The sequence below is a fragment of the Cohnella sp. OV330 genome (genome assembly GCF_900112065.1).
Classification (GTDB): Bacteria; Bacillota; Bacilli; order Paenibacillales; family Paenibacillaceae; genus Cohnella.
In genome coordinates, this window is record NZ_FOKE01000008.1 from 44,665 (window position 1) to 65,782 (window position 21,118).

Annotated in this window: 21 protein-coding genes; 14 read left to right on the forward strand and 7 right to left on the reverse strand. The window is 60.3% G+C overall.

From position 1 onward, the window contains the following. Window positions 1–38 precede the first annotated feature (38 nt). Window positions 39–446: a hypothetical protein gene (locus tag BM235_RS18940; RefSeq protein WP_090115795.1), complete on the reverse strand. Its 408-nt coding sequence runs from the start codon at window positions 444–446 to the stop codon at window positions 39–41. 125 nt (window positions 447–571) lie between these two features. Between BM235_RS18940 and BM235_RS18945 the strand changes: the two genes are divergently transcribed. From BM235_RS18945 to BM235_RS18975, 7 genes are all read left to right on the forward strand, one after another. Continuing rightward, entirely contained in the window at window positions 572–1,159 is a 588-nt protein-coding gene (locus BM235_RS18945) for an HAD-IA family hydrolase (RefSeq protein ID WP_090115796.1), read from the forward strand. 146 nt (window positions 1,160–1,305) lie between these two features. Next, window positions 1,306–1,884 (forward strand): phosphate propanoyltransferase, encoded by a 579-nt coding sequence (locus BM235_RS18950; RefSeq protein WP_090115797.1) that lies wholly within the window; start codon window positions 1,306–1,308, stop codon window positions 1,882–1,884. Between the two features lie 139 nt (window positions 1,885–2,023). Further along, on the forward strand, window positions 2,024–2,980 hold the full coding sequence (locus tag BM235_RS18955) for an ATP-binding protein (RefSeq protein ID WP_090115798.1): 957 nt from the start codon (window positions 2,024–2,026) through the stop codon (window positions 2,978–2,980). 29 nt (window positions 2,981–3,009) lie between these two features. Further along, window positions 3,010–3,876 (forward strand): tetratricopeptide repeat protein, encoded by an 867-nt coding sequence (locus BM235_RS18960; RefSeq protein WP_090115799.1) that lies wholly within the window; start codon window positions 3,010–3,012, stop codon window positions 3,874–3,876. Between the two features lie 98 nt (window positions 3,877–3,974). Beyond that, the gene (locus tag BM235_RS18965; protein WP_090115800.1) at window positions 3,975–4,160 is read left to right on the forward strand and encodes a hypothetical protein; all 186 of its coding nucleotides are present in this window, start codon (window positions 3,975–3,977) and stop codon (window positions 4,158–4,160) included. Window positions 4,161–4,333: 173 nt separating this feature from the next. After that, window positions 4,334–5,938 (forward strand): tRNA (N6-isopentenyl adenosine(37)-C2)-methylthiotransferase MiaB, encoded by a 1,605-nt coding sequence (gene miaB, locus BM235_RS18970; protein WP_090115801.1) that lies wholly within the window; start codon window positions 4,334–4,336, stop codon window positions 5,936–5,938. Window positions 5,939–5,978: 40 nt separating this feature from the next. Continuing rightward, complete coding sequence (locus BM235_RS18975) at window positions 5,979–6,491, forward strand: YlbF/YmcA family competence regulator (protein ID WP_090115802.1); 513 nt, start codon at window positions 5,979–5,981, stop codon at window positions 6,489–6,491. Window positions 6,492–6,581: 90 nt separating this feature from the next. Here the strand turns inward: BM235_RS18975 and BM235_RS18980 are convergent, their stop codons facing one another. Continuing rightward, entirely contained in the window at window positions 6,582–7,619 is a 1,038-nt protein-coding gene (locus BM235_RS18980) for a hypothetical protein (RefSeq protein ID WP_090115803.1), read from the reverse strand. 159 nt (window positions 7,620–7,778) lie between these two features. Between BM235_RS18980 and BM235_RS18985 the strand changes: the two genes are divergently transcribed. Beyond that, a complete protein-coding gene (locus BM235_RS18985; RefSeq protein WP_090115804.1) occupies window positions 7,779–8,180 on the forward strand; it encodes a hypothetical protein in 402 nt (133 codons plus the stop codon). A 109-nt stretch (window positions 8,181–8,289) separates the two neighbouring features. Here BM235_RS18985 and BM235_RS18990 read toward each other — a convergent pair whose 3' ends face one another. Continuing rightward, window positions 8,290–8,946, reverse strand: a complete 657-nt coding sequence (locus tag BM235_RS18990) for a biotin transporter BioY (protein ID WP_090115805.1) — start codon at window positions 8,944–8,946, stop codon at window positions 8,290–8,292. 99 nt (window positions 8,947–9,045) lie between these two features. Between BM235_RS18990 and BM235_RS18995 the strand changes: the two genes are divergently transcribed. After that, window positions 9,046–11,703, forward strand: coding sequence for an ATP-binding cassette domain-containing protein (locus BM235_RS18995; RefSeq protein WP_090115806.1), 2,658 nt, complete (start codon window positions 9,046–9,048; stop codon window positions 11,701–11,703). Window positions 11,704–11,743: 40 nt separating this feature from the next. Here the strand turns inward: BM235_RS18995 and BM235_RS19000 are convergent, their stop codons facing one another. Further along, window positions 11,744–12,979, reverse strand: coding sequence for an MFS transporter (locus BM235_RS19000; protein WP_090116061.1), 1,236 nt, complete (start codon window positions 12,977–12,979; stop codon window positions 11,744–11,746). 269 nt (window positions 12,980–13,248) lie between these two features. On the opposite strand from BM235_RS19000, the gene BM235_RS19005 reads away from it, so the two are divergent. The 3 genes from BM235_RS19005 to BM235_RS19010 all read left to right on the forward strand — a co-directional run bounded on the left by BM235_RS19005 (window position 13,249) and on the right by BM235_RS19010 (window position 15,636). Continuing rightward, complete coding sequence (locus BM235_RS19005; protein WP_090115807.1) at window positions 13,249–14,502, forward strand: FAD-dependent oxidoreductase; 1,254 nt, start codon at window positions 13,249–13,251, stop codon at window positions 14,500–14,502. Between the two features lie 188 nt (window positions 14,503–14,690). Next, complete coding sequence (locus BM235_RS32110; protein ID WP_177244252.1) at window positions 14,691–14,909, forward strand: hypothetical protein; 219 nt, start codon at window positions 14,691–14,693, stop codon at window positions 14,907–14,909. Further along, the gene (locus tag BM235_RS19010; protein ID WP_255374475.1) at window positions 14,857–15,636 is read left to right on the forward strand and encodes an EAL domain-containing protein; all 780 of its coding nucleotides are present in this window, start codon (window positions 14,857–14,859) and stop codon (window positions 15,634–15,636) included. The genes BM235_RS32110 and BM235_RS19010 overlap by 53 nt, the downstream gene beginning before the upstream one ends. A gap of 204 nt (window positions 15,637–15,840) precedes the next feature. Here the strand turns inward: BM235_RS19010 and BM235_RS19015 are convergent, their stop codons facing one another. From BM235_RS19015 to BM235_RS19025, 3 genes are all read right to left on the reverse strand, one after another. Beyond that, the gene (locus BM235_RS19015; RefSeq protein ID WP_090115809.1) at window positions 15,841–17,070 is read right to left on the reverse strand and encodes a sugar phosphate nucleotidyltransferase; all 1,230 of its coding nucleotides are present in this window, start codon (window positions 17,068–17,070) and stop codon (window positions 15,841–15,843) included. A gap of 161 nt (window positions 17,071–17,231) precedes the next feature. Further along, on the reverse strand, window positions 17,232–18,980 hold the full coding sequence (locus tag BM235_RS19020) for an alpha-glycosidase (RefSeq protein ID WP_090115810.1): 1,749 nt from the start codon (window positions 18,978–18,980) through the stop codon (window positions 17,232–17,234). An 82-nt stretch (window positions 18,981–19,062) separates the two neighbouring features. Further along, on the reverse strand, window positions 19,063–19,881 hold the full coding sequence (locus BM235_RS19025) for an SDR family oxidoreductase (RefSeq protein ID WP_090115811.1): 819 nt from the start codon (window positions 19,879–19,881) through the stop codon (window positions 19,063–19,065). Between the two features lie 144 nt (window positions 19,882–20,025). Here BM235_RS19025 and BM235_RS19030 point away from each other — a divergent pair, with 144 nt between their 5' ends. Together BM235_RS19030 and BM235_RS19035 are read left to right on the forward strand one after the other, a co-directional pair. Next, on the forward strand, window positions 20,026–20,871 hold the full coding sequence (locus tag BM235_RS19030; RefSeq protein ID WP_090115812.1) for a M15 family metallopeptidase: 846 nt from the start codon (window positions 20,026–20,028) through the stop codon (window positions 20,869–20,871). A 13-nt stretch (window positions 20,872–20,884) separates the two neighbouring features. Further along, window positions 20,885–21,109 carry a hypothetical protein gene (locus tag BM235_RS19035; RefSeq protein ID WP_090115813.1) on the forward strand — a complete coding sequence of 75 codons (225 nt, stop codon included), beginning with the start codon at window positions 20,885–20,887 and terminating at the stop codon, window positions 21,107–21,109. Window positions 21,110–21,118: the final 9 nt, after the last annotated feature.

The window sequence follows — 21,118 nt, forward strand, 5'->3', positions numbered from 1 at the left end:
TTGTCGCTTTTTTCACTCCTTCAAGCTTATTATCCTTTTCATAAAAACGATGAAGATCTGAAATTACCGGCGATACGCACCGACGCTCGAATCCAGGCCGGCGTAAGCCGCATCCGCGCGTACTGGCGATCATGTAAAAATCGGACATCCGGTCGTTGCGGACGACGATCGGAATGAGCCTGCGTTCGTCCGTGCGTGCGGAACCGCTCACTTCGGCGAAGGCGGCCGCGGGCAGCACCTCGAACGTGCCCGGGCGCGTAGTTGAAGACGGAGTAAAAAATAAAAGTGACCAATAACGCAATAATGATGAAGAAGCTCAGCAGCAGCCGGATGAACAAGGACGACGTAAAGTCCTTGAGCCTTAGCTTGAACGGCGCGGCGGAGGAGGCGTTCGTGTCTGGCATGAGGGCTTCACCCGCTCCCTTTATGTAGGTTGTCAGATCCATACACATATGCCTTCATTAAACCACGAACGGGCGCGCCGGCGGTATCACCATATTTTTAACTTATTCACGATTTGTGCGTGAATGCTATACTTTCGGTAGACGATAGAAAGGGAGAGAAATGCAAGTTGAAGCACAAGAAAGCGATGATCCTCGACGTCGGCGGCGTACTCGCCACCAATTATACCCCGCAATTTTGGGAAGGCCTCTCGGACGATTACGACGTGCCCTATGATGCATTGATGCAATTCCGCAAAGACGTAAGAGCGGATTTATGGACGGGCGCGATGGCCGAGAGGGAATTTTGGGAACGAATGTCCGGGCGCTTCCACGCGATCGACGGGGCTGACGCTAGGGAGAGGCTGGTCTCGGAGATTCGTCCGCTGCCCGCGCTTGAGCGGCTGGCCGAATGGCGCGACCGGGCGAGTCTGAACATCCTCAGCAATCACCGGACCGAATGGATCGCGCCGGTGCTCGCGCGCATATATCCGCTGGCGGATCATGTGATCGTCTCGGCGGAGGTCGGTTGCCGCAAGCCGGAGCCGGAGATTTACGGCCGCATGGACGCGAGCCTGGCGGACTTCGCGGACATTTTATACGTCGACGATACGAAAAACAATCTGCCGCAAGGCGCCGCGCTCGGATGGAAGACGCTGCTGGCGGATGACGAAGGCGCTTGGATCGCGCAGGCGGAACGTTGGCTGAAGGCAGAATAAGGCCATATAAGGCGGATGTATGACAAGCGCGTGGACGGTTCGTGAACTTGCGTCCTTGCCTGCGTAACGGGCCGATGTTTGCGTTATAATGACATCGTGTACATGTTCAATAAACAAAAGCCGCTCGCGAAAGGCAGGTCTTGTCGATGAACGAAGACAGAAAAATACCGGTCGGCGTGTCCGCCAGGCACATTCATCTCACGCAGGAGCATGTCCGGATCCTGTTCGGCGAAGGCGCCGAGCTCACCGAGATGAAGCCGCTGTCGCAGCCGGGTCAATTCGCCGCGAACGAGACGGTCGCGGTTTATGGCCCGAAGGGCGCTTTTCCGAAGGTTCGCATCCTCGGGCCGGTCCGCAAGGCCACGCAGCTGGAAGTGTCCCGCACGGACGCCTTCTCGCTCGGACTGAAGCCGCCGGTGCGCGAATCCGGCCATATCGAAGGGACGCCCGGCATCCGGATCGTCGGCCCGGCCGGCGAAGTGACGGTTGACGAAGGCGTCATCGTGGCGGCCCGGCACATTCATTTCCATACGTCCGACGCGGAGCGGCTCGGCATCGCGGACAAGCAGCTGCTCAAGGTGCGGGTCGGCGGAGAGCGCGGCCTCGTGTTCGAGAACGTCATCGCGCGCGTATCGGCGTCCTTTGCGCTCGACATGCATATCGACACCGACGAAGGCAACGCCTCCGGGGCGGCGACGGGCGACTTCGCCGAACTGTTGGAATAGGAAATTGAAAGACGCGTTTCCGCGATGCGAGCGGAGACGCGTTTTTGCGTCTTCTTGCAAGTATAGGACGCGATGGACTTTTCATAGATATGGTAAACTGTGTATATTCCTTATCATAAAAGCCGAGGTGGTACCGAAGATGTCCGACCGGGACGAGATCGCGGAGCAAAGAAGGAAAAACCTGAAGCTCATCCAATTCAGCAAGGACGATCAGTCGCTCGTCGAATCGGATAAGCCGAAGGAAACGTTCGCCGACGTCGGCGGCCTTGAAGACGTCAAAAAGAAAATCCGGATGAACTTCATATTGCCGCTGCAGCAGCCCGAACTGTTCGCGGCCTACGGCAAGGAAGCGGGCGGCAGCCTCCTGCTGTTCGGCCCGCCGGGCTGCGGCAAAACGTTTTTGGCCCGTGCCGTCGCCGGCGAGATCGACGCGAACTTCTTGCATATCGAGCTTCAGGCCATATTGTCCATGTATGCGGGCCAGAGCGAGCACAATTTGCACGACATCTTCGATAAAGCCAGGCAGAGCAAGCCCTGCGTCATTTTTATCGACGAGCTCGACGCGATGGGCGGCAGCCGGCATCAGATGAGACAGCATCACGATCGGATGCTGGTCAATCAGCTGTTGCTCGAGCTGGACGGCCTGCAGGCGGAAAACGAGAACGTATTCGTCATCGGCGCGACCAATACGCCTTGGTATCTCGACTCGGCGCTCCGGCGGCCGGGACGGTTCAACCATCTCGTCTTCGTGCCCCCGCCGGAGGAAGCCGAACGGGAGCGGATCCTGGAGCTTAAGCTGTCCGGCAAGCCTGCGGAGGGACTCCAGCTGGGGAAGATCGCGGCGGAGACGAAACTCTTCTCGGGCGCGGATCTCGAGCAGGTCGTCAAGGACGCGGTCGAGTCGGCCATGGAGCGCATGCTCGGATCGGGCCGGATCGAGCCGATCACGAACGACGATCTGCGGCGCTCGGCCAAGATGCGAAAGGCGACGACGCTGGAGTGGTTTTCGACGGCCAAAAATTACGCGACGTTCAGCGATGCCAACGGCGATTATCGAATCGTGCTCGACTACGCGAAAAAGCATGGCATTAAATAAGCGGTCCGGCAAGCGGGGAGGCGGCGCGGTTGGAACAAGCGGCTTGGCAGGCGTCCTATAGGGCGGCCGAGCAACTCATCGAATGGAAAAGATACAAGGAAGCGCTCGAGGAGACGCAGCGGCTGCTGGCGCTCGATCCGGAGGACGCGGACGCGTTGGCGCTTGCCGGTCGCGTCCATCTGTGCATGGACCGGCACCAAGAAGCGCTGCATTGGGCGCAGGAGGCGCTGCGCAGAGATCCGGAGCATCTGCTGGCCTGGTTCGTGCGCGTATCCGCCTACTACGAGACCGGCCGGCTCAAGGAGTTCCAAGAAGCGTTGGCCGAAGCGCTGCGGCTCGATCCGTATGAATCGTTCTATTATTATTTGAACGCCAACTATTACAATAAAAAAGGACAATTCCAGCTTGCCAAGTCCGAGCTGCTTCGCGCGCTGGAGATTCAGCCTCACAATCCCGTTTATCTCGCCCTGCTCAGCTACGTCGAGGCGCTCCTCGGCGACTTCGAGGCATCCGCGAAGATCGACGCCCAGGCGATCCGGCTCGATGCCGAGACGCCGCACGTGCTGCTGCATTTGGCTTGGGCGGCCCGCACGCGCGGCGATTTCAAGCTTGACGAGACGTACATGAAAAGCGCGATCCGACTCAATCCGGACGACAAGCAGTTCCAGGACGAGTATCTGGAGGCGCTGCAACGCGCGCATCCGATGTACCGAATCTTCGCCGTGCCCGGCAATTACGTTCGCAAAATGCGTCCTTGGCAAATTTGGATCGCTTGGGTCGCCGCATGGATATTGTTCAAGCCTTTGTTACTGCTTTTTATCGTGCTGTACGTGGTGTCGAAGTGGGGGACCAAAGCGCTCGTCCATGTGCGCGTGTTCGGTTGGCGGCGGCGGTAACGGCGCGGAAAATCGGGAGAAAGAGACTCGTCATGGTTAAGATTGCGCTTACCCGGGTAATTAATCCATGTCCTTATTCAACCCGGAGGTGGATTCGTATGGCGAACAACGGCAGGTTGGACAGGCAGGGAATCGACGTGCAGGAGGAAGGCAAGCAATGGCAGGCTCACGCGGACAGGGCGAAGGCGAACTTCGAAGCGGTCAAGGAGCAGCGTCCCGTCGGCATCAATAGTCACCCCGACAGGCAAAATCGGATGATAGACACGCGCAATTTGCGCAAATAGATGAAAGACTTGCGACCCGGCAGCCAGCGCTGCCGGGTTTTTCGCGCACTCGCGTGCCGAACGGCTCTTTTTTGCCGCCGGAATAGGCTTGGGCGCCTTAATTTGCTATGCTATAATGGAGAATCGAATGGTCCCAACGCTATGAGGGCGCACGACAGGAGGTATCTCTTCGCATGACGAAGGAAGGCCAAGGACGGCAAGACGCCGGTCCGGCTAAAGATTATGCCAAATACTTCGACTTCTCGGGCGCAAAGGTCATTGCCCAGGAAGACGGAAAGACGACATATCGCATCAACGGCCGCAACGTTCAAATCTCTTCGCCCCCCGATCTTCGGGAAGGCAAGAAACGCGGCAAAGAAGAGATCCGGGTCCACTACGATACGGGTATCGGCGAGGACATGAAGACATTCGGCGCAGGCCGGTATTACTGCATCTTCACGTACGGCTGCCAGATGAACGAGCACGACACGGAGATCATGCGCGGCTTGTTCGAGGAAATGGGCTACATCGCTACAGAAGACAAGCAGCAGGCTGACGTCATCTTGATCAACACTTGCGCGGTGCGCGAAAACGCGGAGGACAAAGTGTTCGGCGAGCTCGGCCACCTGAAGCGGCTTAAGCTCCAGAAGCCGGAGCTGGTGCTTGGCGTATGCGGCTGCATGTCCCAGGAAGTATCGGTCGTCAATCGCATTTTGGAGAAGCACCCGCACGTCGATCTTATTTTCGGCACGCACAACATTCACCGTCTGCCCGAGCTGCTGAAGGAAGCGCATTACGGCAAGGAGATGGTCGTCGAGGTCTGGTCCAAGGAAGGCGACATCATCGAGAACCTGCCGAAGAAGCGGGAAGGCCTTCGCGCTTGGGTGAACATCATGTACGGCTGCGACAAGTTTTGCACGTACTGCATCGTGCCGTATACGCGGGGCAAGGAGCGGAGCCGGGTGCCGGAGGACGTCATCGCCGAAGTGCGAGAGCTCGCGCGCCAAGGCTTCAAGGAGATCACCCTGCTCGGGCAGAACGTCAATGCCTACGGCAAAGATTTCGCGGACCGGAACTACCGGTTCGGCGATCTGATGGACGACATCCGAAAGATCGACATTCCGCGCGTCCGGTTCACGACGAGCCACCCGCGGGACTTCGACGACCATCTGATCGAGGTGCTCGCCAAAGGCGGCAACCTGGTGGAGCACATTCACCTGCCGTTCCAGTCGGGCAGCAGCGAAGTGCTCAAGCGGATGAGCCGCAAGTATACGCGCGAGCAATTCCTGTCCCTGGTCGGACGCATTCGCGCCGCGATGCCGAACGCCGTGCTGACGAGCGATATCATCGTCGGCTTCCCCGGCGAGACCGAGGAACAGTTCGAGGAGACGATCGAGGTCGTTCGCGAAGCGGGCATCTCGATGGCCTATACGTTCATCTATTCGCCGCGCGCCGGCACGCCGGCCGCCGAGATGGAGGACAACGTGCCGTACGAGGCGAAGCAGCGGAGGCTCGCGCGCCTGAACGAGGTGATCGCCGAGATGAGCTTGGCCAGCAACCTGGAGCTGACGGGCCAGGTCGTCGAGGTGCTCGTCGAAGGCGAGAGCAAGAACAACGCGAACGTGCTGTCCGGGCGTACGCGCAGCAACAAGCTGATCCACTTCGAAGGCCCCAAGTCGTGGATCGGTCAGTTCGCCAACGTACGCGTCACGCAGCCGCAGACTTGGTTCATCCGGGCCGAAGCGATCGGCTTGGCGGAAGCGGAGCGCGAATTGCCGAAAACGGCCGGCGGCGTTTAAACTAATAAGAGGAAGTTCACATTCGGGAGGAACCCATTACATGTCTCAGCATTCGCACGATCACCATCACGGCCACGACGGCTGCAGCCACGGCGTACCCGATCTCGGACAACCTGAAGGCTACGTCATTCCCGAGTTCGACAACCGGGAGCTGATCCTGCGCGACGACATCCTCGCGCGGGCCAAGGAGTTGGCCCAGCTCATCACGACGGCCGACGAGGTGCAAACGTACCAGAACGCGGAGCGGCTCATTCAGCGCCATGACAAAGTGCAAGGCTTGATCTCCCAGATTAAAAAGAAGCAAAAGGAACTCGTCGCGTTCCAAAAGACGTTCAAAAATCCGGCGATGGTCGAAAAGATCGAAGGCGAGATCGCGACGCTTCAGGACGAGCTCGACGGCATGCCGGTCGTTCAGCAGTTCCAGCAAAGCCAGACCGACGTCAACTATATGCTGCAGTCCATCGTCAGCATCATTCGCGACACGGTCGCGGAGAAGCTCGACGTCGAAGCGGCGACGCCGCCTGCCGAAGAGCCGGAGACTTGCATCGATTGATCGTCGGACGGTATTAAAGGCAAGGGATTCACGTAGCGCGAGCCTGCCCCGGCAGGATTATCTCGGCTCACGGCAAGAAGGGCCGCGGCATTATGCGCGGCCCTTCGGCATATACGGCGTGGACGCGGCGGCGGGGCCGGACTTGCTTCGCTTGCCGGCGCCGCTTCCCTTGACCGTGCGGAAGACGGGCGCCGGCCGGGTGATTTTCTCCTGCCGGACCGGCTTCGAGACGCGGGCTGCCGGCGGACGGTCGTCGCGAGCCGTGGCGGGAGACGTCGGTTTGCGCGTTCGCGCGCGCGCGTTCGGTTCTGGGGCGGGACGGTTGCCGGCGGCGCCCGTCGAACGTTTTTTTCCGGAAGCGGGGGGATGAGAGACGGAGCCGCCGCCCGAGCGGTTCGCGCCGGCGGATCGATTGACGCCGCCCGAGCGGTTGGCGCCTTCCGAGCGGCTAGCGCCGGTTGAACGGTTCGTGCCGCCTGAACGATTCGCTTCTTTTTTGTCTTGTCCTGCGCCTGCAGACTTGCTTCCGGCCGGCTTGACGACGAGCTCCTTCGACCGCTGATCGTAGCTCAGCTTGTAGGCCGTGCCGGTCCGAAGCTTGAGCGCGCGAACGGCGTCAGGATGCAGATTCAGCCCGCTCTCGAACAGATTGGCGGGCGAACGGACCGCAAGTCGGCGGGATCGCCCGCCGTGCCTGAGCGTCAGCGTGTGATCCCGCCTATCGTCAGGCAAGCCGAGCCGGCTAAGCAGCGCATATCCGATCGACAAGCGGCCGGCGCCGAGCTTGGCATCGCTGCCGATCGAAGCGGACGCCGCCGACAACGGCGACAGGCCGATCTTAAGCGTCTTTCGTTCCGTGTCATAGACGAGTTTGTACCGCTTGTCTCCGGTCAACCGCAGCTGTCTCGCCAAGGCGGCGCCGAGCTCGAAGCTGCCGTGAAAGCATTCGCCTCCGCTGCGCATGCGGACGACCGCTTTTTCGGAATGTCTTCCGTTGACAAGCGTGACCTCGGTACCGTCCCCGATCTCCGTCAAGGCGTTTTCATCGCCGTACGCGCAGCCGGACGTCATTTGGACCGTTCGCTCCGGCAGATCGCTGACGATAAGGTCCAGTATGCTGCTGATCATCGCACCGTTTCACGCTCCCGATTGCAGGACTTTGCTGCCGCGCGGCAGCCGCATGTCATCAGAATATGCCGCTTGGCCGACCGCTGCCTGTACCTTCGTCTATCAGCGGTCCGCCTGGATGGAGACTTGCCCGGCCAGCGTACATTTCCAGGGAAGAAGGTGATTCCGATCTCGGATTTTCTGCAAATCAAAGGCTTGACCGGCGAACTCAAGGTTTCCCACAAAAAAGGCCCGTTCGGGTTGACCTTGTCGACGCGCGAACTGGTCGTGCAAAAGCCGCATATGAACTACTACATCTTGTTCGAGCATATCGTGAGCGTCGTTCCCTGCGAGAGCGTCCGTCTCGACCGGAAGGCGATGAGAGCGGCCCGTACGGCGAGCGGCGAGATCGCCTACGGGTCGATCGCTGCAGGGAGCGCGTACTATGCGGTCTATGCGAAGGAAGTCGTCGTGCATCACCGCGGCGGGATTCACCGCACGGGGCCGATGGAATTCAGGCTGCCGATCTACAAACGGCTGATCGAAGAGCTGGCGAGGTACGGCGGATTGACGGTCATCTGAATGCCTTGCATGAAAAGATCGCCCTTCTCCCCGTCGCAGGACGGGGAGAAGGGCGATCTTTTTCATTACGGATGGCAAGCTTGCAAAGAACGTGCAAAGCAATCGTTCATTAACGTCTCGCCAGACGACTAAGCGTGCCCGAAAGCGCCGGGCGCAGCGCGGCGATGATGACCGCGGCCGCGGCGCCTTTGACGAAGTCGCCGGGAAGGAACGGGTAGCAGGCGCCGACCAGCGCCGTATGCAGCGAGACATGCGCCTTGTGCGCGTACCAGGGCACGCCTCCGACATAAGATAGCGCGATGCCGAACAGGACGATCGATACGATCAGAATGGCGTATGTACGCGACGTCGTCTTGCGGCCTTTGCGGAAGAGCCGATCGGCCGTCATTCCGATAAACAGCGCTTGGAACGGAAACATCCAGATGAAGCCGCCGGTCGGCCCGAATACCGTCGCGAGCCCGCCTCGCCCGTGGAGGAGGGGCAGTCCTGCGGCAGCCAGCAGCACGACAACCGCGATGCTGGAAAAGCCGAGCCGCGCGCCCAGCAGTCCGCCGGCGAGCATGACGGCCAGCGTCTGGAGGGTGATGGGGACGCTCGTGAAGCCTAGCGGAATCGAGACATAGCTAAAGGCGATGAACAGCGCGGCGAACAAAGCCGTAAAAACGGTTTTGCCGATCCAGGCGGAAACGGCGTGTTGCCGTACGACGATCGCGCCGTCTTGAGTCTCGGCGCTCCGATCGGAGGGCCAGCGATTCGGTTGAGACATTGTCAATTCTCCTCTCAAATGTTAACCTAAAATCTAGAAGGTGGTTAACAATTGGAATTCTAGCATGGTATAACCGGTTTGGGAAGAAGGAATTTAAGAATGACGGTAACGATAGATTCGCGCACGAGACATTCGTCCGACGGCTCGCCCCTTGTTATCAAGGCGATGTCCGCCTACCGGGAGGACGCAGCGGGCGATGCGGCAGGGAATGCGCCGGCACTGCTCGACCGGGTCGACCTGACACTGGCGCCCGGCGAGTGGCTGTATGTCGTCGGGACGAACGGCAGCGGCAAGTCGACGCTGGGTAAAATCGTCGCGGGACTCGGCTTTCCCGGCGAGCTTCGCGCCGAGCGTTGGGAGCGCGGCTTTGCCGGGGACGATCCGGCGCCTTATGTGATGCAGCAGCCTGACGCGCAGCTATTCGGGACGACGCCGCGCGAAGAGATCGTATTCGCGCTCGAATGGTTAGCCATCCCGGGTTCGTCAATTATGCGTCTAGCGAACGAGGTGCTGGAGGAAGCCGGCCTTACGGAAGCTGCGGACCTGCCATGGAGCGCGCTGTCCGGTGGACAGCGCCAGCTCGCGGCCGTCGCCGCCGCGGCGGCGGGCCATGCGCCTTTGCTCGTCCTGGACGAAGCGACCTCGATGCTCGACGGCGATTCGCAGTCGTTCGTGCGGGAGCTGGCACGGAAGAGGCAGCGCGAAGGCGCCTCGATCGTCTGGATTACGCAGCGAATCGAAGAGCTGGAGCGAGAGTCCGAACGCCGCGTCGTCGCGCTTGCGGCAGGGAGGCTTGTATACGACGGTAAAGTGAACGAATTTTTGTACGGCGAAGCGCGCGGGAATGCAGCGCCTTCCGTGCCGCCTTGTCTTCTGGCCGGACTCCGGCTGCCGTTCCGCGCCGAGCTGGCAAGGGAAATCGCGCAGCAGCGCCGTACGGTCGGTTACTCCCGGAGCGCCGGGCTTTACGGATTCGAAAGGGAGAACGTTTCGAATGTGCATCAACCCGACGACACGGCAGCGCGCTCGGTTATGTCCTATCTCCCTCTCGCGATGCGCTTGGAGGGTCTGCCGCTGCGCGGCGATACGAACGGCGCCCTGCTTCGCGCGGCGAATTCGCTGACGCTGGCGTCGGGACGAATCTTCGTTCTCCTCGGTCCGAACGGCTCGGGCAAGACCCGGCTGCTAGAGATCGCGGCCGGTCTGCGCGAGGCCGAGGACGTCCGCGCCGAATTTGAGCCCCGGCATATACAGTCGCCGGCAGGAGGCTATTCAAACGCGCGCCGTCATCGTTTATTGGCATACAGCTACGCGAGTCAATCCCCGGAGGATCAACTGTTCGCCCGGTCGGTCGATGAGGAGCTCGATTACGCGCTTCGCCCGTATAAGCTGGATGAGGCGGCACGCGGCGAGAGAAAAGACGATGCGCTGCAGGGCGTCGGATGGGGGACGTCCTGGCTGGAGCGGGATCCGTACGCGATGAGCGGCGGAGAGCGGCGCAGGACGGCGCTCGCTTGCGCGCTGGCGGCGCCGGCGCCGTGGCTGCTGCTGGACGAGCCGACGTCCGGCCTTGATGCCCAAGGCTGCGAAAGGCTGGCTCGCAGCCTTGAGAAAGAACGGCGGGAGGGGCGCGGCATATTGCTCGTTTCGCATGATCCGGACTGGGCGCTGCCGCTCGCGGACGAGCTGCTGCTGCTCGGGGCCGACGGCGAGATCCGGCACTGCACCCGGCGCGCGCTGCTCGAACGTCCCGAATGGTGGGAGGAAGCGGATCTTCGCGTGCCGGAATCGTATAAGGCGTCCAGAGAGGCATGGCGGCATGGATTCGGGGAAGACCGGCTGTGGAAAGCGGCGGACATAGCGGCGTTTAGAAAGAAACGGAGAGGGGACGGCGATGACGTAGCAAATGCGGCGGACGAGCGCCTGGGCGGGCTCGCGAGTTCGGGCGGCAGGCTTGGAGCCGATGGCGGAGAGCCGGCAATGAAGAGGCGGCGGCCTGCGGTCGAGCTGGAGCGCAACCGGCTGTCCGCTTTCGATCCGAGAGCGATATGGCTCGGATATGTGGCATTGTCGCTGTCGATGTTCGCGGCGACGGGCTGGACCGGATTGGCGGCTTCGGCCATCGTTGCGGCAGCGATCGTTTGGCTCGCCCGGCTGCCGCTGCGCGAGTACAAGGGACCGCTTGTCGCGTTCGCGCTGTTTACCGTCGCCTCGACGGCGCTGTCCGGCTTGACGGGAAGCAGCGGCGCGCACGGCGACTGGTGGCACGCTGCGGACGGTCTCGCTACGTTTCGCTCGTTCGCGAAAACCTGGCTCGTGCTCGCCATCGGGATCTCGCTGCCGTCCGCCATTCCGCCGCTTCGCCTGCGGCGCGCGCTCACGCAGATTTTGCCGCGGAAGGGCGGCGCGGCGAGACGGTCGCAGCGTCTCGTCCTGACGGTGACGCTGATCCTGCGATTCGTGCCGCAGCTGTTGGCGGAGTGGGATCGCTTCGCGCGAATCGCCGTCGCGCGGGGCAAAGACACCGGGCGCTCGCCCGCCGCGATGTTTCGCAAGCTGCGCAGTACGGCCGTGCCTTTTATGCTGGCGCTGTTCCGAATGGGCGAGACCGTGACGTTGGCGCTCGAGAGCCGCGGCGTCGGCCGCCGGGACATGCCCAGCGAAGCCGAGCGTCTGCGCTTGCAAGCCAGGGACGGATTGCTGCTGGCCATGATCGCGATCGCGTGCGCGGGTTTGGCGCTTCAAGGCAAGCTCTGACAGCGCTTGGGAGTCGCATAGTCGATCTATTGGAATGCGCTTAGCCAGCGCGTTCGCCTTTAATGGCGAGCCGCGCGACGACGGCAGCGGCGACGGCGATCGCGGCGCCGAACCCGAACCCCGCCTTCAGGCCGCCGCCGGCGTTGAGCCACCCGGCGAGATAAGGTCCGGCGAACATGCCGACGGCGTAGACGGATTGGTAGAATCCCATCGCCGTGGCGCGCTCGGACGGACGAATATCCTTGATCGCCAGGCCGAGCAGAAGCGGCAAATACAAGCCCTGCGCCACGCCGTTGACCGCTTGCGTGGCCAGCAGGCCGACAAAGCTGCCGCTGAACGGTATGAGCGCCGTACAGACGGCGGCCAGCAGGAAGCCGCAAAGGAGTACGCGCCGCGTGCCGAAGCGGGGCGCGATATAACGTCCGGTCCACAGGGAGACGAGCGCGTGCGGCACCATGAAGGAGACGACCAGTACGGTGAGGCCGTTTTTGCCGGCGCCGAATTCGACCGCTTGCAGCGGCGTAAAGCCGAACATCGTAATGAACAGCACGCAATGGGCCAGCAAGGACAGCAAAGAGACGATTTGCAGCTGACGCGATTCCCGGAGAATCGCGAGCGTCGGCCTTTTGCTGGTCTCCACAACGCTTCGCTCGACATTCGTGTCCGCAGCAGGGGCAATGCGAGGCTCGCGTACGAAGGCGACGAGCGCGCCGCCGGCTGCGGCTATGACGATGCCGGCCGCGAACGCCGCGTTCCAGTCGCCGGATCCCGCCAGATAGCCGCTTAAGGTCATGCCGCCAAGCTGTCCGACGACCGTCAGGAAGCTTAGCGTGCTCATCGCTTTGCCCGACTGCGCCGGCGGATAATACGAAGCGTACAGCACGGTGAACGGCACCCAGGTCGACGCGCAGATGCCGGCGACCAGCCTGCCGGACAGAGGACCGGCCCAGCCGCCTACATACAGGAATAACGCGCAGCTCAAAAGTCCGGCGGCCATGCCGGCGAACAAAAACGGTTTGCGCCTGCTGAGGCGGTCCGAGTACAGGCCGAGCGGGAAGCGGATCAGCACCTGCGTCAATCCGTAGCTGCCGACGATAAGGCCGATCGTACCGAGCGGCAGGCCGCGGTCCTCGAGAAATGGCGTCAATATCGGCACGTAAATATACATCGTCGCCCAATATAGCAGCGTGGCCGCCGCGAAGACCACATGGTCCTTCGTTGAGATCGGGCGCTGCTGCGCGACGACGGTTCGACTCGTCGATAACGGCGTATTCAAAATAAAGCCTCCCATTCATTAACCGGTTCTTCTACTGTAACCGAGCGGATGGGCGAGGGGAAGACCGGAAATGCGACGTCGGCGCGGCGCAACGACCGCTCGGTTCGCTTTGTGCCGGCCATTTCTCATAATTAATGGCTTTTTGGGATGCGGCTTCTGCTTCGAACGACCCTCGCGAACCGGTGACGAATCCGATGACCGCCGTAACTGTCGTCATGACGCGCGATGGCGTTATACTCTTTCCGTCAAGGTACAGAAGGAGGGATTGGATGACCGCATCATACGACGTCATCATCGTTGGAGCCAGAATCGCCGGCGCCACGCTGGCTTGGGAGCTGTCGCGGCTGGGGCTGCGGACGCTGCTGCTCGACCGCGCCGAATTTCCGAGCGACACGTTATCCACGCACAACGTATACGCGAACACGCTGTCCAAATTCAGGGAAATGGGCGTCCTGGACGAATTGCTGGCGACGGGCACCCCGCTTTACAACAGAGCGCACATCGATTTCGAGGGCGCCGTCATCGACGGACGTTTTCCCGCGGTGGACGGCATCGACGGCTGCTTGTGCGTGAAGCGCAAATACATCGACGACATCCTGTTCCGCCATGCGCGCGGCCAGCCGGGGGTGACGGCAATCAGCGGAATTAGGGCGACCGCGCTCGTCCGCGGCGAGGACGGCGCGGTGACGGGGGTGACAGGGGTCACGAAAGAGGGGCAAGTTCTGTCTTTTGCGGGCTCGCTCGTCGTCGGCGCGGACGGGCGCCGATCTTCCGTTCGGCAGTGGGCGGGCGCCGAGCGGAGAATGGCCGTGCCGACAGATTATGCTTCCTATGTCGCTTATGTAGACGGCTACGATCAGGGCGAGGATCGATTCGTGGAGTTCTACAAGCAAGGCGACAAGCTCGCCATCGCTTTCCCGACGAGCGACGCGCAGTACGTGCTAGGCTTCATGTTCCCGTTGACCGACGCCGAACGAATCGAACGGCTGCGCGACGAGCCGGAGCAGGGTCTTCGGGCGCTGGCCGAAGAAGGCTTGTCCGCGACGGACTTCCCGACGCGGCTGCGCGGCGCGACGTTCGCGGGTCGCATACGCGCGCTGCTCGGCTACGACAACGATTGGCATCAGGGCATGGGCCGCGGATGGGCGTTGATCGGCGACGCGTTCTCGTTCAAGGATCCGGCGATCGGCCAAGGCATGCACGATGCGGTGTTCGGCGCAGGGCTGCTCGCGCGGACGCTGTCCGACTATCGGCCTGCGGATTGGTCAGGGGCATGGGAGGAGATGGCCGCCCGGTACGAAGAAGGGATGCAGGCCAAATTAATGAGCCGATTCGAGATCGGCTGTCAAATGACCCGAAATGTCCCGTTCCCGCAGGAGCTGCTGAGCGCATACCGGCTGATCGGCGCCGACGAACAGGCGACGCGCACTTTTCTGGGCATGTACAATTACGCCTGCGAGCCGGGAGATATCGATCGCGAGGTGGGACGGCTGCTCGCGGCGCTTCAGGCGCCGGGCGCATAGCTTGTCCGCGCATTTCCAGTGATGTCCAAGACAGCCTCAAGGCTGTCTTTTTCAATTCCTTTGGCGAAAAGGTAGGAATAAAGACGCATACGGCGAATGTATAGCGTCGAACCTTAATCGCGCTCGACACCGAAGGAAGTGTGCAGATGAGTTGCCGATCATGCATGGCGGGAGAGTCCTTGTACGAAGTGCGGCTCTCCGATCCCGAAAACGAAGCCGTGGCCTGCGCGATCGCCGGCTTTTTGGAAAAACGCGGCGCGCCGAAGCAAAGCAATCCGGATACGATCTTGCTTCGCGAATCCGCAGTCGCCGATTTTTACGATTTTTTGTCTCGATCATATGAGCCCGTCGGCAATGGTTTACCGCGTGAACGACGGCGATTGGAAGCCGATGAAAGACTTGCCTGACGATTTGCGCGAGCGCTGGGTGGAAGGCATTATCGCGGAGGAACGCGTCGCGACGTACGCCCAGCCGATCGTGGCGGCGGACGGCGACGTTTACGGGTATGAGGTGCTTGCGCGGTTTTTAGCCGAAGACGGCAAGCTATTGTCGCCGGCCGAGGTGTTTGCCGCGGCGAAGCGGCGCAACCGGCTTTATGCGCTCGATCGCATGTGCCGTATGGCCGCCGTGCGTAGCGCCGTTCATCTGGAGGGTAAAGTATTCATTAATTTCATTCCGACGTCGATCTATTCTCCGCAGCACTGTCTGCGCACGACGACCGCTTTGACGCGCGAGCTGGGTCTGGACGCTTCGCGCTTCGTATTCGAAGTCGTTGAGAGCGAGCAGGTCGAGGACCTTGACCATCTGAAGTCGATTTTGTCTTACTACACCGAACAGGGTTTCAGCTATGCGCTGGACGACGTAGGAGAGGGATTCAGCACGCCGGAGCTGCTCCGCGAGATCAAGCCTCATTATATGAAGCTGGACCGCGGCGCGGCGAACAACGTCAGCGACGACCCGGCCAAGCAGCGGATGGCCGGCGAGCTGCTTCAGGCAGCCTTGCAGGTCGGCGCCGTTCCGTTGGCAGAAGGCATCGAGCGCGAGGAGGATTACCGCTGGCTTCATGCGCTCGGATACCGTCTTTTCCAAGGCTATCTGTGGGGCAAGCCGGAGGCGATACGGCCGCTCGATTGATCTAGCCGCAGTCGCGGCGCCAGCGAATCCTTGCGGATTCAGCCTTTGCGTCCGCGACTGCTTTTTTTATATGCGCTAACTTCCGTATACCTGCAGCCCGAAATTATGATTATAAGCATTGAACGTGTTTCCGTCGTTCGTCTCCACGCCAAAAAAGAAGGCGGGCTCCCTTATTGGGAGCCCGCCTTCTTCGCGAGTAAGCGATTATTCGGCGATCGTAAGCAGCGCGGCCGGTTGATCCAGCTTGCCTGCGCCGACGATGCGTTCCTTCATATCCTTGATGCGGTCGAACGCCGGCGCCATGTATACGTTCGCCTTGACGCGCTCGCCCGGGGCGATGACGACGATATCCGAACCGTCGCCGACGACCGCATAGTCCTCGATAATGGCGCCTTCGCCGATGATGGCGCGGTTGATCTTCGCATGCTTGCCGATCTTCGCGTGCGGCATGACGACGCTGTCCCGGATCAGGCTGTTCGCGCCGATCTGGCTGCCGATCGAGACGACGGAGCGATCGATCTCGCCGCGGGCCGCAACGCCCTGGTGAATGAGGGAACCGCGGATTTGCGCGCCTACGCCGGACGAGAAATGCACGACCGAAGACAGGGCGGAGGCGTTCATCGGCCATTCCGGCGTACCGATGTGAACGGCGCCGTCGAGCAGATCCATGTTGGCTTCCCAGAGGCTGCCGATCGTGCCCACGTCGCGCCAGTAGCCGCCGAATTTATAAGCGCAAAGCGAATCGCCGTCTGCGAGCATGCGCGGGATCAAGTCCTTGCCGAAGTCGCGCGAGGAAGCGGGATCAGCCGCATCCTGCAGCAAAAGGCGGCGCAGCTCGCTCCAGCGGAATACGTAAACGCCCATCGAAGCGAGGTTGCTTTTCGGCACGGCAGGCTTTTCGGAGAAGTCCACGATGCGGCCCGCTTCGTCCGTGCTCATGATGCCGAACCGGCTCGCTTCCTCCCACGCGACGTTTTTGACGACGATCGTCGCGCTCGCGCCGCTCTCGCGATGAGCGGAGAGGAGGGGGGCGTAGTCCATTTGGTAGATGTGGTCGCCGGAGAGGATCAGGACGTCCTCGGGGGCGTGGCCGTCGATGTAATCTATATTTTGATATATCGCGTCGGCCGTGCCTATGTAGCCTTCGCCGCCGAGACGATCGGCCGGCAGCAGGGTTTGGCCGCGCTGCGCGCGCGATCCGGCGCTCCATAGTTTAGCTTCGCTCAAATATTGGTGGATGGATTCGGCACGGTATTGGGTGACGATCCCGATATTATCGATGAAGGAGTTTAAGCAGTTGCTGATCGGAAAATCGATGATGCGTTGTTTTCCACCGAAAGGTACGGCCGGCTTAGCCCATTGCTGCGTTAACGGATGCAGCCGCTTGCCTTCCCCTCCGGCTAATAGCATGGCTAACACGTTATGCTTGCTCATCCTCTGCTCTTCCTCCTTGAAAATGACTGCCAGATCAATCATAGATAGTTATTAACCAACGCATATATAACTTGAAACTCGAACTAAATTTTCAATTGTGAACAAAATGTGTCCGAAAAAAAGATACCTGCATCTGCGATGCAGGTATCCCGGTACAGGTCTCACGCGATCGAACGGCTTAAAATTCGGTATCCGAGCGGCTCCAGGCCGATGCGCATCAGCCCGTCCTCGGGCTTGACCGGTTCGCCGCTAAGCGCGTCGATCCAGTCGTCGGCAACCATCGGGTGAGCGAGGATCGCCTCCTCCTCCGAATTGTTCATCCACACGGTAAAATGATGGCTGGCGTCGATCCGCTCATAGACGACCGCGCTGTCGCCGGATTCCGCCTTCAGGAAGCGGAAGCGTCCCGAGCGAAGCACCTGATTCGATTTGCGAAGGTCGATCAGCAGTCTGTAAAAATCGAACAGCTCGCGATCCTGTCGCTCGAATTCCCACTCCATGCACTTGCGGCAGTCGGGGTCGCCGTCTCCCGCGAGTCCGACTTCGTCGCCGTAGAAGATGCAGGGCGTCCCGATAAACGTAAGCAAAAACACGATCGCGAGCTTGAGCCTCCGCTTGTCCGATCCCATCATCGTCAATATGCGAGGCGTGTCGTGGCTGCTCAGCATATTGAAGACGACTTCGTTCGTCTGTTGCGGGTATCGCATAAGGACATTGTTTATCTTGCTCGCAAAGTCGCCTGCATCGGCGTCGCCCGGACTGAAAAATTCGTTCACGCGATCGGCGAACGGATAGTTCATGACCGAATCGAATTGGTCGCCGAGCAGCCAGCGAAGCGAATCGGACCATACCTCGCCGATAATATAAGCTTCGGGATTGATGCTTTTGACCGTTCGCCGGAAGTCCCGCCAGAACGTATGGTCGATCTCGTTGGCGACGTCCAGGCGCCAGCCGTCGATGCCGACTTCCTTGAGCCAGTATTCGGCGACGCCGAGCAGGTAATTTTTAACCTCCGGATTGGACGTATTGAGCTTCGGCATCTGGGCGAAAAAGCCGAACGTATCGTAGTTCGGATTGCCTTCTTCGACACGGACGGGATAATCGTAAATATGATACCAATGCTTGTATTTGGACTTTTCGCCGTATTTGACGATGTCTTTGAACGGCGGGAAGTCCACGCTCGTATGGTTAAAAACGGCGTCGAGCACGATGCGGATGCCTTTATCGTGCGCGGCGTCGACCAGCTTTTTAAGCGTCTTCGCGTCTCCAAAATGCGGGTCTACTTTTCGGTAATCTATCGTATCGTATTTATGATTGCTGGGCGCCTCGAACACCGGCGTCAAATAGACCGCGGTCACGCCAAGCTCCGTCAAATAATCGATCCGGTCGATGATGCCCTGAAGATCGCCGCCGAAGTGGCTCTCGCGCGTCGGCGCGCCGCCCCAGGGAAGGACGCCTGCCGGATCGTTGGACGGATCGCCGTTAGCGAACCGGTCGGGCATGATCTGATAGAAAACCGCCGATTTCGTCCATTCGGGCGGCTTGAATATATCGATCTCGTGAATGAACGGCATCTCGTAGTAACCGCCTGGAGGGAACGGCTCTTCTCCGAAGATGCCGGATTCGATCATCCATACTCGTTCGTCGCCGGAAGCCATTTTGAACCCGTAAGAAAACCGCTTGCGCTCGGGTTTGACTTCGCATTCCCAATAATCGAACAGGCTGTCGCTGGCGATCTTCTCCATGCGGCAATCGTGATGGTGATGCTCCCAGTCGTACTTGTCGCCGGTGACGGCAACGACGCTCTCGACATCGTCTTTTTTGGTCCTCACTCGCAGATGGAAGGTGTCCTTGTCGTAGGAATAAGCCCAGTTGCTGCGCGGGGAATGGTAGAAGCACTCGAGCTGCATGTCGCGCACCTTCTTTGACTAGTATGTTTGCGGCAGTCTTCCTGGGCATTTCGTGTTGATTTGTGGCGGCTCGAAGCCGCGATCAACCGTGAATGAGCGATTCCGCGCCGTCAATGTAGATAGGCGTTCCGGTAATGTGCGAAGACTCGTCGGAAGCAAGAAACTTCACGAGGCTGGCGACCTGCTTGGCACTGCCCGGCTTGTGCCGCAGCGGCTGGTCTCCCTCGGGGAACTCCACCGGGATCGCGATTTCGTCGACTTCGGGCCGTCGGTCCGTGTTTTCGTCGATATTCGTCTCGATGGCGCCCGGACAGATCGCGTTGACGCGAATGCGGTACTTGGCGAGCTCGAGGGCGGCCATTTGCATGAACGCGACCTGCCCGGCCTTTGAAGTGCTGTAGGCGCTGAAGCCGAAGTTGGAAAATACGCGATTACCGTTGATGGAGCTCGTAATGATAATGCTGCCGCCTTGCTTCTTGAGCGCGGGGACCGCGTATTTGACCGTGAGGAAGGTGCCGGTCAGATTAATGCCGATCGTCGTGTTCCAATCGTCGAACCCCATGTCCTCGATCGGCAAGAGCACGCCGTTGATGCCCGCGTTGGCCACGACGATATCCAGCCGGCCCCACGTATCGAGCACCTTTTTAACGGCGGCTTCCACCTCGGCTTCGACGGAAATGTCGGCTTCGACGGGGATCGCCTCGCCGCCGGCGCCTGCGATCTTATGTACCGCCTGCTCCAGCTCGTCGTCGCCGCCTCGCCCGAGCAACGCCACTTTTGCGCCGTCGCGGGCCAGCCTAACGGCGGACGCGAGACCGATGCCCGATGCGGCGCCGGTGACCAGCGCTACCTTCCCTGCAAGATCGCCGTTTCCGGCACCGGCTTGTGCAGCGTTAGCCATGTTCGATCGCTCCTTTGATTTACAAGTTGGTTTTACTCAAAAAGGTATACCCGCCGCTTTGCTTGCTGCAACAACTCGCGCTTTTTCCGCGATCGAATGATGCTATAATGATGGATACGATCGCGTGAAGGAGGTACTCTGCCTATGCGCAGCAAATGGATCGTCCCGATTGCGGCAGTCGCTTTGGCAGTCGCCGCCGGTCCCGCTGCCGCCGGAGCGGGCACGTTCGGCGAGTCGGCGACGACGGCTGTCGCCGTTTCCGTCCGGATCGGCGCGAACCTGACCGGGACGGATGGGGCGGTCTCGGTCGCCGCGTCGGTCTCGGGATCCGATGCCCAATCCCGCGAACCCGCCGAGCTTCCGCCGGCCAAGAAACGCAAGCTGCCTAAAGGATTCGTCTATCTAGACGAAGTTATCCCTTCGGCCGAATACGATATTCGGTATTATAGCGATTATAATTTTGTAGGCGCCCGCGTCGACGGTTACAAGGCGCCTTACGCGGTCATGTCGCAGCAGGCCGCCAAGGCGTTGAAGGCGGTCGGCGACGATCTCGCCGCCAAAGGCTACAAGCTGGTCGTATACGACGCTTACCGGCCGCAAAAAGCGGTAGATCACTTCATCCGCTGGTCGAAGGATCCGAAGGACCAGAAGACGAAGGAACTATTTTATCCGGAAACGGACAAGAGCAAGCTGTTCAAGCTCGGTTATCTCTCGAGCAAGTCGGGACATTCCAGAGGCAGTACGGTCGATCTGTCGATCGCAAGCGTCAAGACCGGCAAGCTCGTCGATATGGGCGGCAGCTTCGACTTTCTCGGACCGGTGTCGGCGCACGGCGCGAAGCTGGCGAACACAGCCCAGACGGCGAACCGCAGCTTGCTGAAGAAAGCGATGGAGAAGCGGGGCTTCAAGGCCTACGGCAAGGAATGGTGGCATTATACGCTCGCGAAGGAGCCCTATCCGAAGACTTATTTTAACTTCGACGTAGAGTAGGAGCGGATGCGCGATGATATGGATGGTCCCAATTGCAGTCATGCTGGTTTTTTCCGTCATTGCGGCTTTTTCCGATAAGGAAGGCAAAACGCTTGGCAGCCTGGCGCAAACGGCGACGGTTTTCAGTTTGATTTTTGCCGTCTTTTACGGTCATGGGAAACCGATTTTTTGCGTGCTGGCATCCGTGTTCTGGGCGGTGTTTCAATTTTCTAACTCGAATACGCGATGGAGATCGTAATGCATATTT

What these genes read in the sequence shown, in the direction of transcription:
- BM235_RS18940 (WP_090115795.1), bottom strand. Translation starts at nt 446, where the DNA reads ATGGATCTGACAACCTACATAAAGGGAGCGGGTGAAGCCCTCATGCCA.
- BM235_RS18950 (WP_090115797.1), top strand. Translation starts at nt 1,306, where the DNA reads ATGAACGAAGACAGAAAAATACCGGTCGGCGTGTCCGCCAGGCACATT.
- BM235_RS18955 (WP_090115798.1), top strand. Translation starts at nt 2,024, where the DNA reads ATGTCCGACCGGGACGAGATCGCGGAGCAAAGAAGGAAAAACCTGAAG.
- BM235_RS18965 (WP_090115800.1), top strand. Translation starts at nt 3,975, where the DNA reads ATGGCGAACAACGGCAGGTTGGACAGGCAGGGAATCGACGTGCAGGAG.
- miaB (WP_090115801.1), top strand. Translation starts at nt 4,334, where the DNA reads ATGACGAAGGAAGGCCAAGGACGGCAAGACGCCGGTCCGGCTAAAGAT.
- BM235_RS18975 (WP_090115802.1), top strand. Translation starts at nt 5,979, where the DNA reads ATGTCTCAGCATTCGCACGATCACCATCACGGCCACGACGGCTGCAGC.
- BM235_RS18980 (WP_090115803.1), bottom strand. Translation starts at nt 7,619, where the DNA reads ATGATCAGCAGCATACTGGACCTTATCGTCAGCGATCTGCCGGAGCGA.
- BM235_RS18990 (WP_090115805.1), bottom strand. Translation starts at nt 8,946, where the DNA reads ATGTCTCAACCGAATCGCTGGCCCTCCGATCGGAGCGCCGAGACTCAA.
- BM235_RS18995 (WP_090115806.1), top strand. Translation starts at nt 9,046, where the DNA reads ATGACGGTAACGATAGATTCGCGCACGAGACATTCGTCCGACGGCTCG.
- BM235_RS19005 (WP_090115807.1), top strand. Translation starts at nt 13,249, where the DNA reads ATGACCGCATCATACGACGTCATCATCGTTGGAGCCAGAATCGCCGGC.
- BM235_RS19010 (WP_255374475.1), top strand. Translation starts at nt 14,857, where the DNA reads ATGGTTTACCGCGTGAACGACGGCGATTGGAAGCCGATGAAAGACTTG.
- BM235_RS19015 (WP_090115809.1), bottom strand. Translation starts at nt 17,070, where the DNA reads ATGAGCAAGCATAACGTGTTAGCCATGCTATTAGCCGGAGGGGAAGGC.
- BM235_RS19020 (WP_090115810.1), bottom strand. Translation starts at nt 18,980, where the DNA reads ATGCAGCTCGAGTGCTTCTACCATTCCCCGCGCAGCAACTGGGCTTAT.
- BM235_RS19025 (WP_090115811.1), bottom strand. Translation starts at nt 19,881, where the DNA reads ATGGCTAACGCTGCACAAGCCGGTGCCGGAAACGGCGATCTTGCAGGG.
- BM235_RS19030 (WP_090115812.1), top strand. Translation starts at nt 20,026, where the DNA reads ATGCGCAGCAAATGGATCGTCCCGATTGCGGCAGTCGCTTTGGCAGTC.
- BM235_RS19035 (WP_090115813.1), top strand. Translation starts at nt 20,885, where the DNA reads ATGATATGGATGGTCCCAATTGCAGTCATGCTGGTTTTTTCCGTCATT.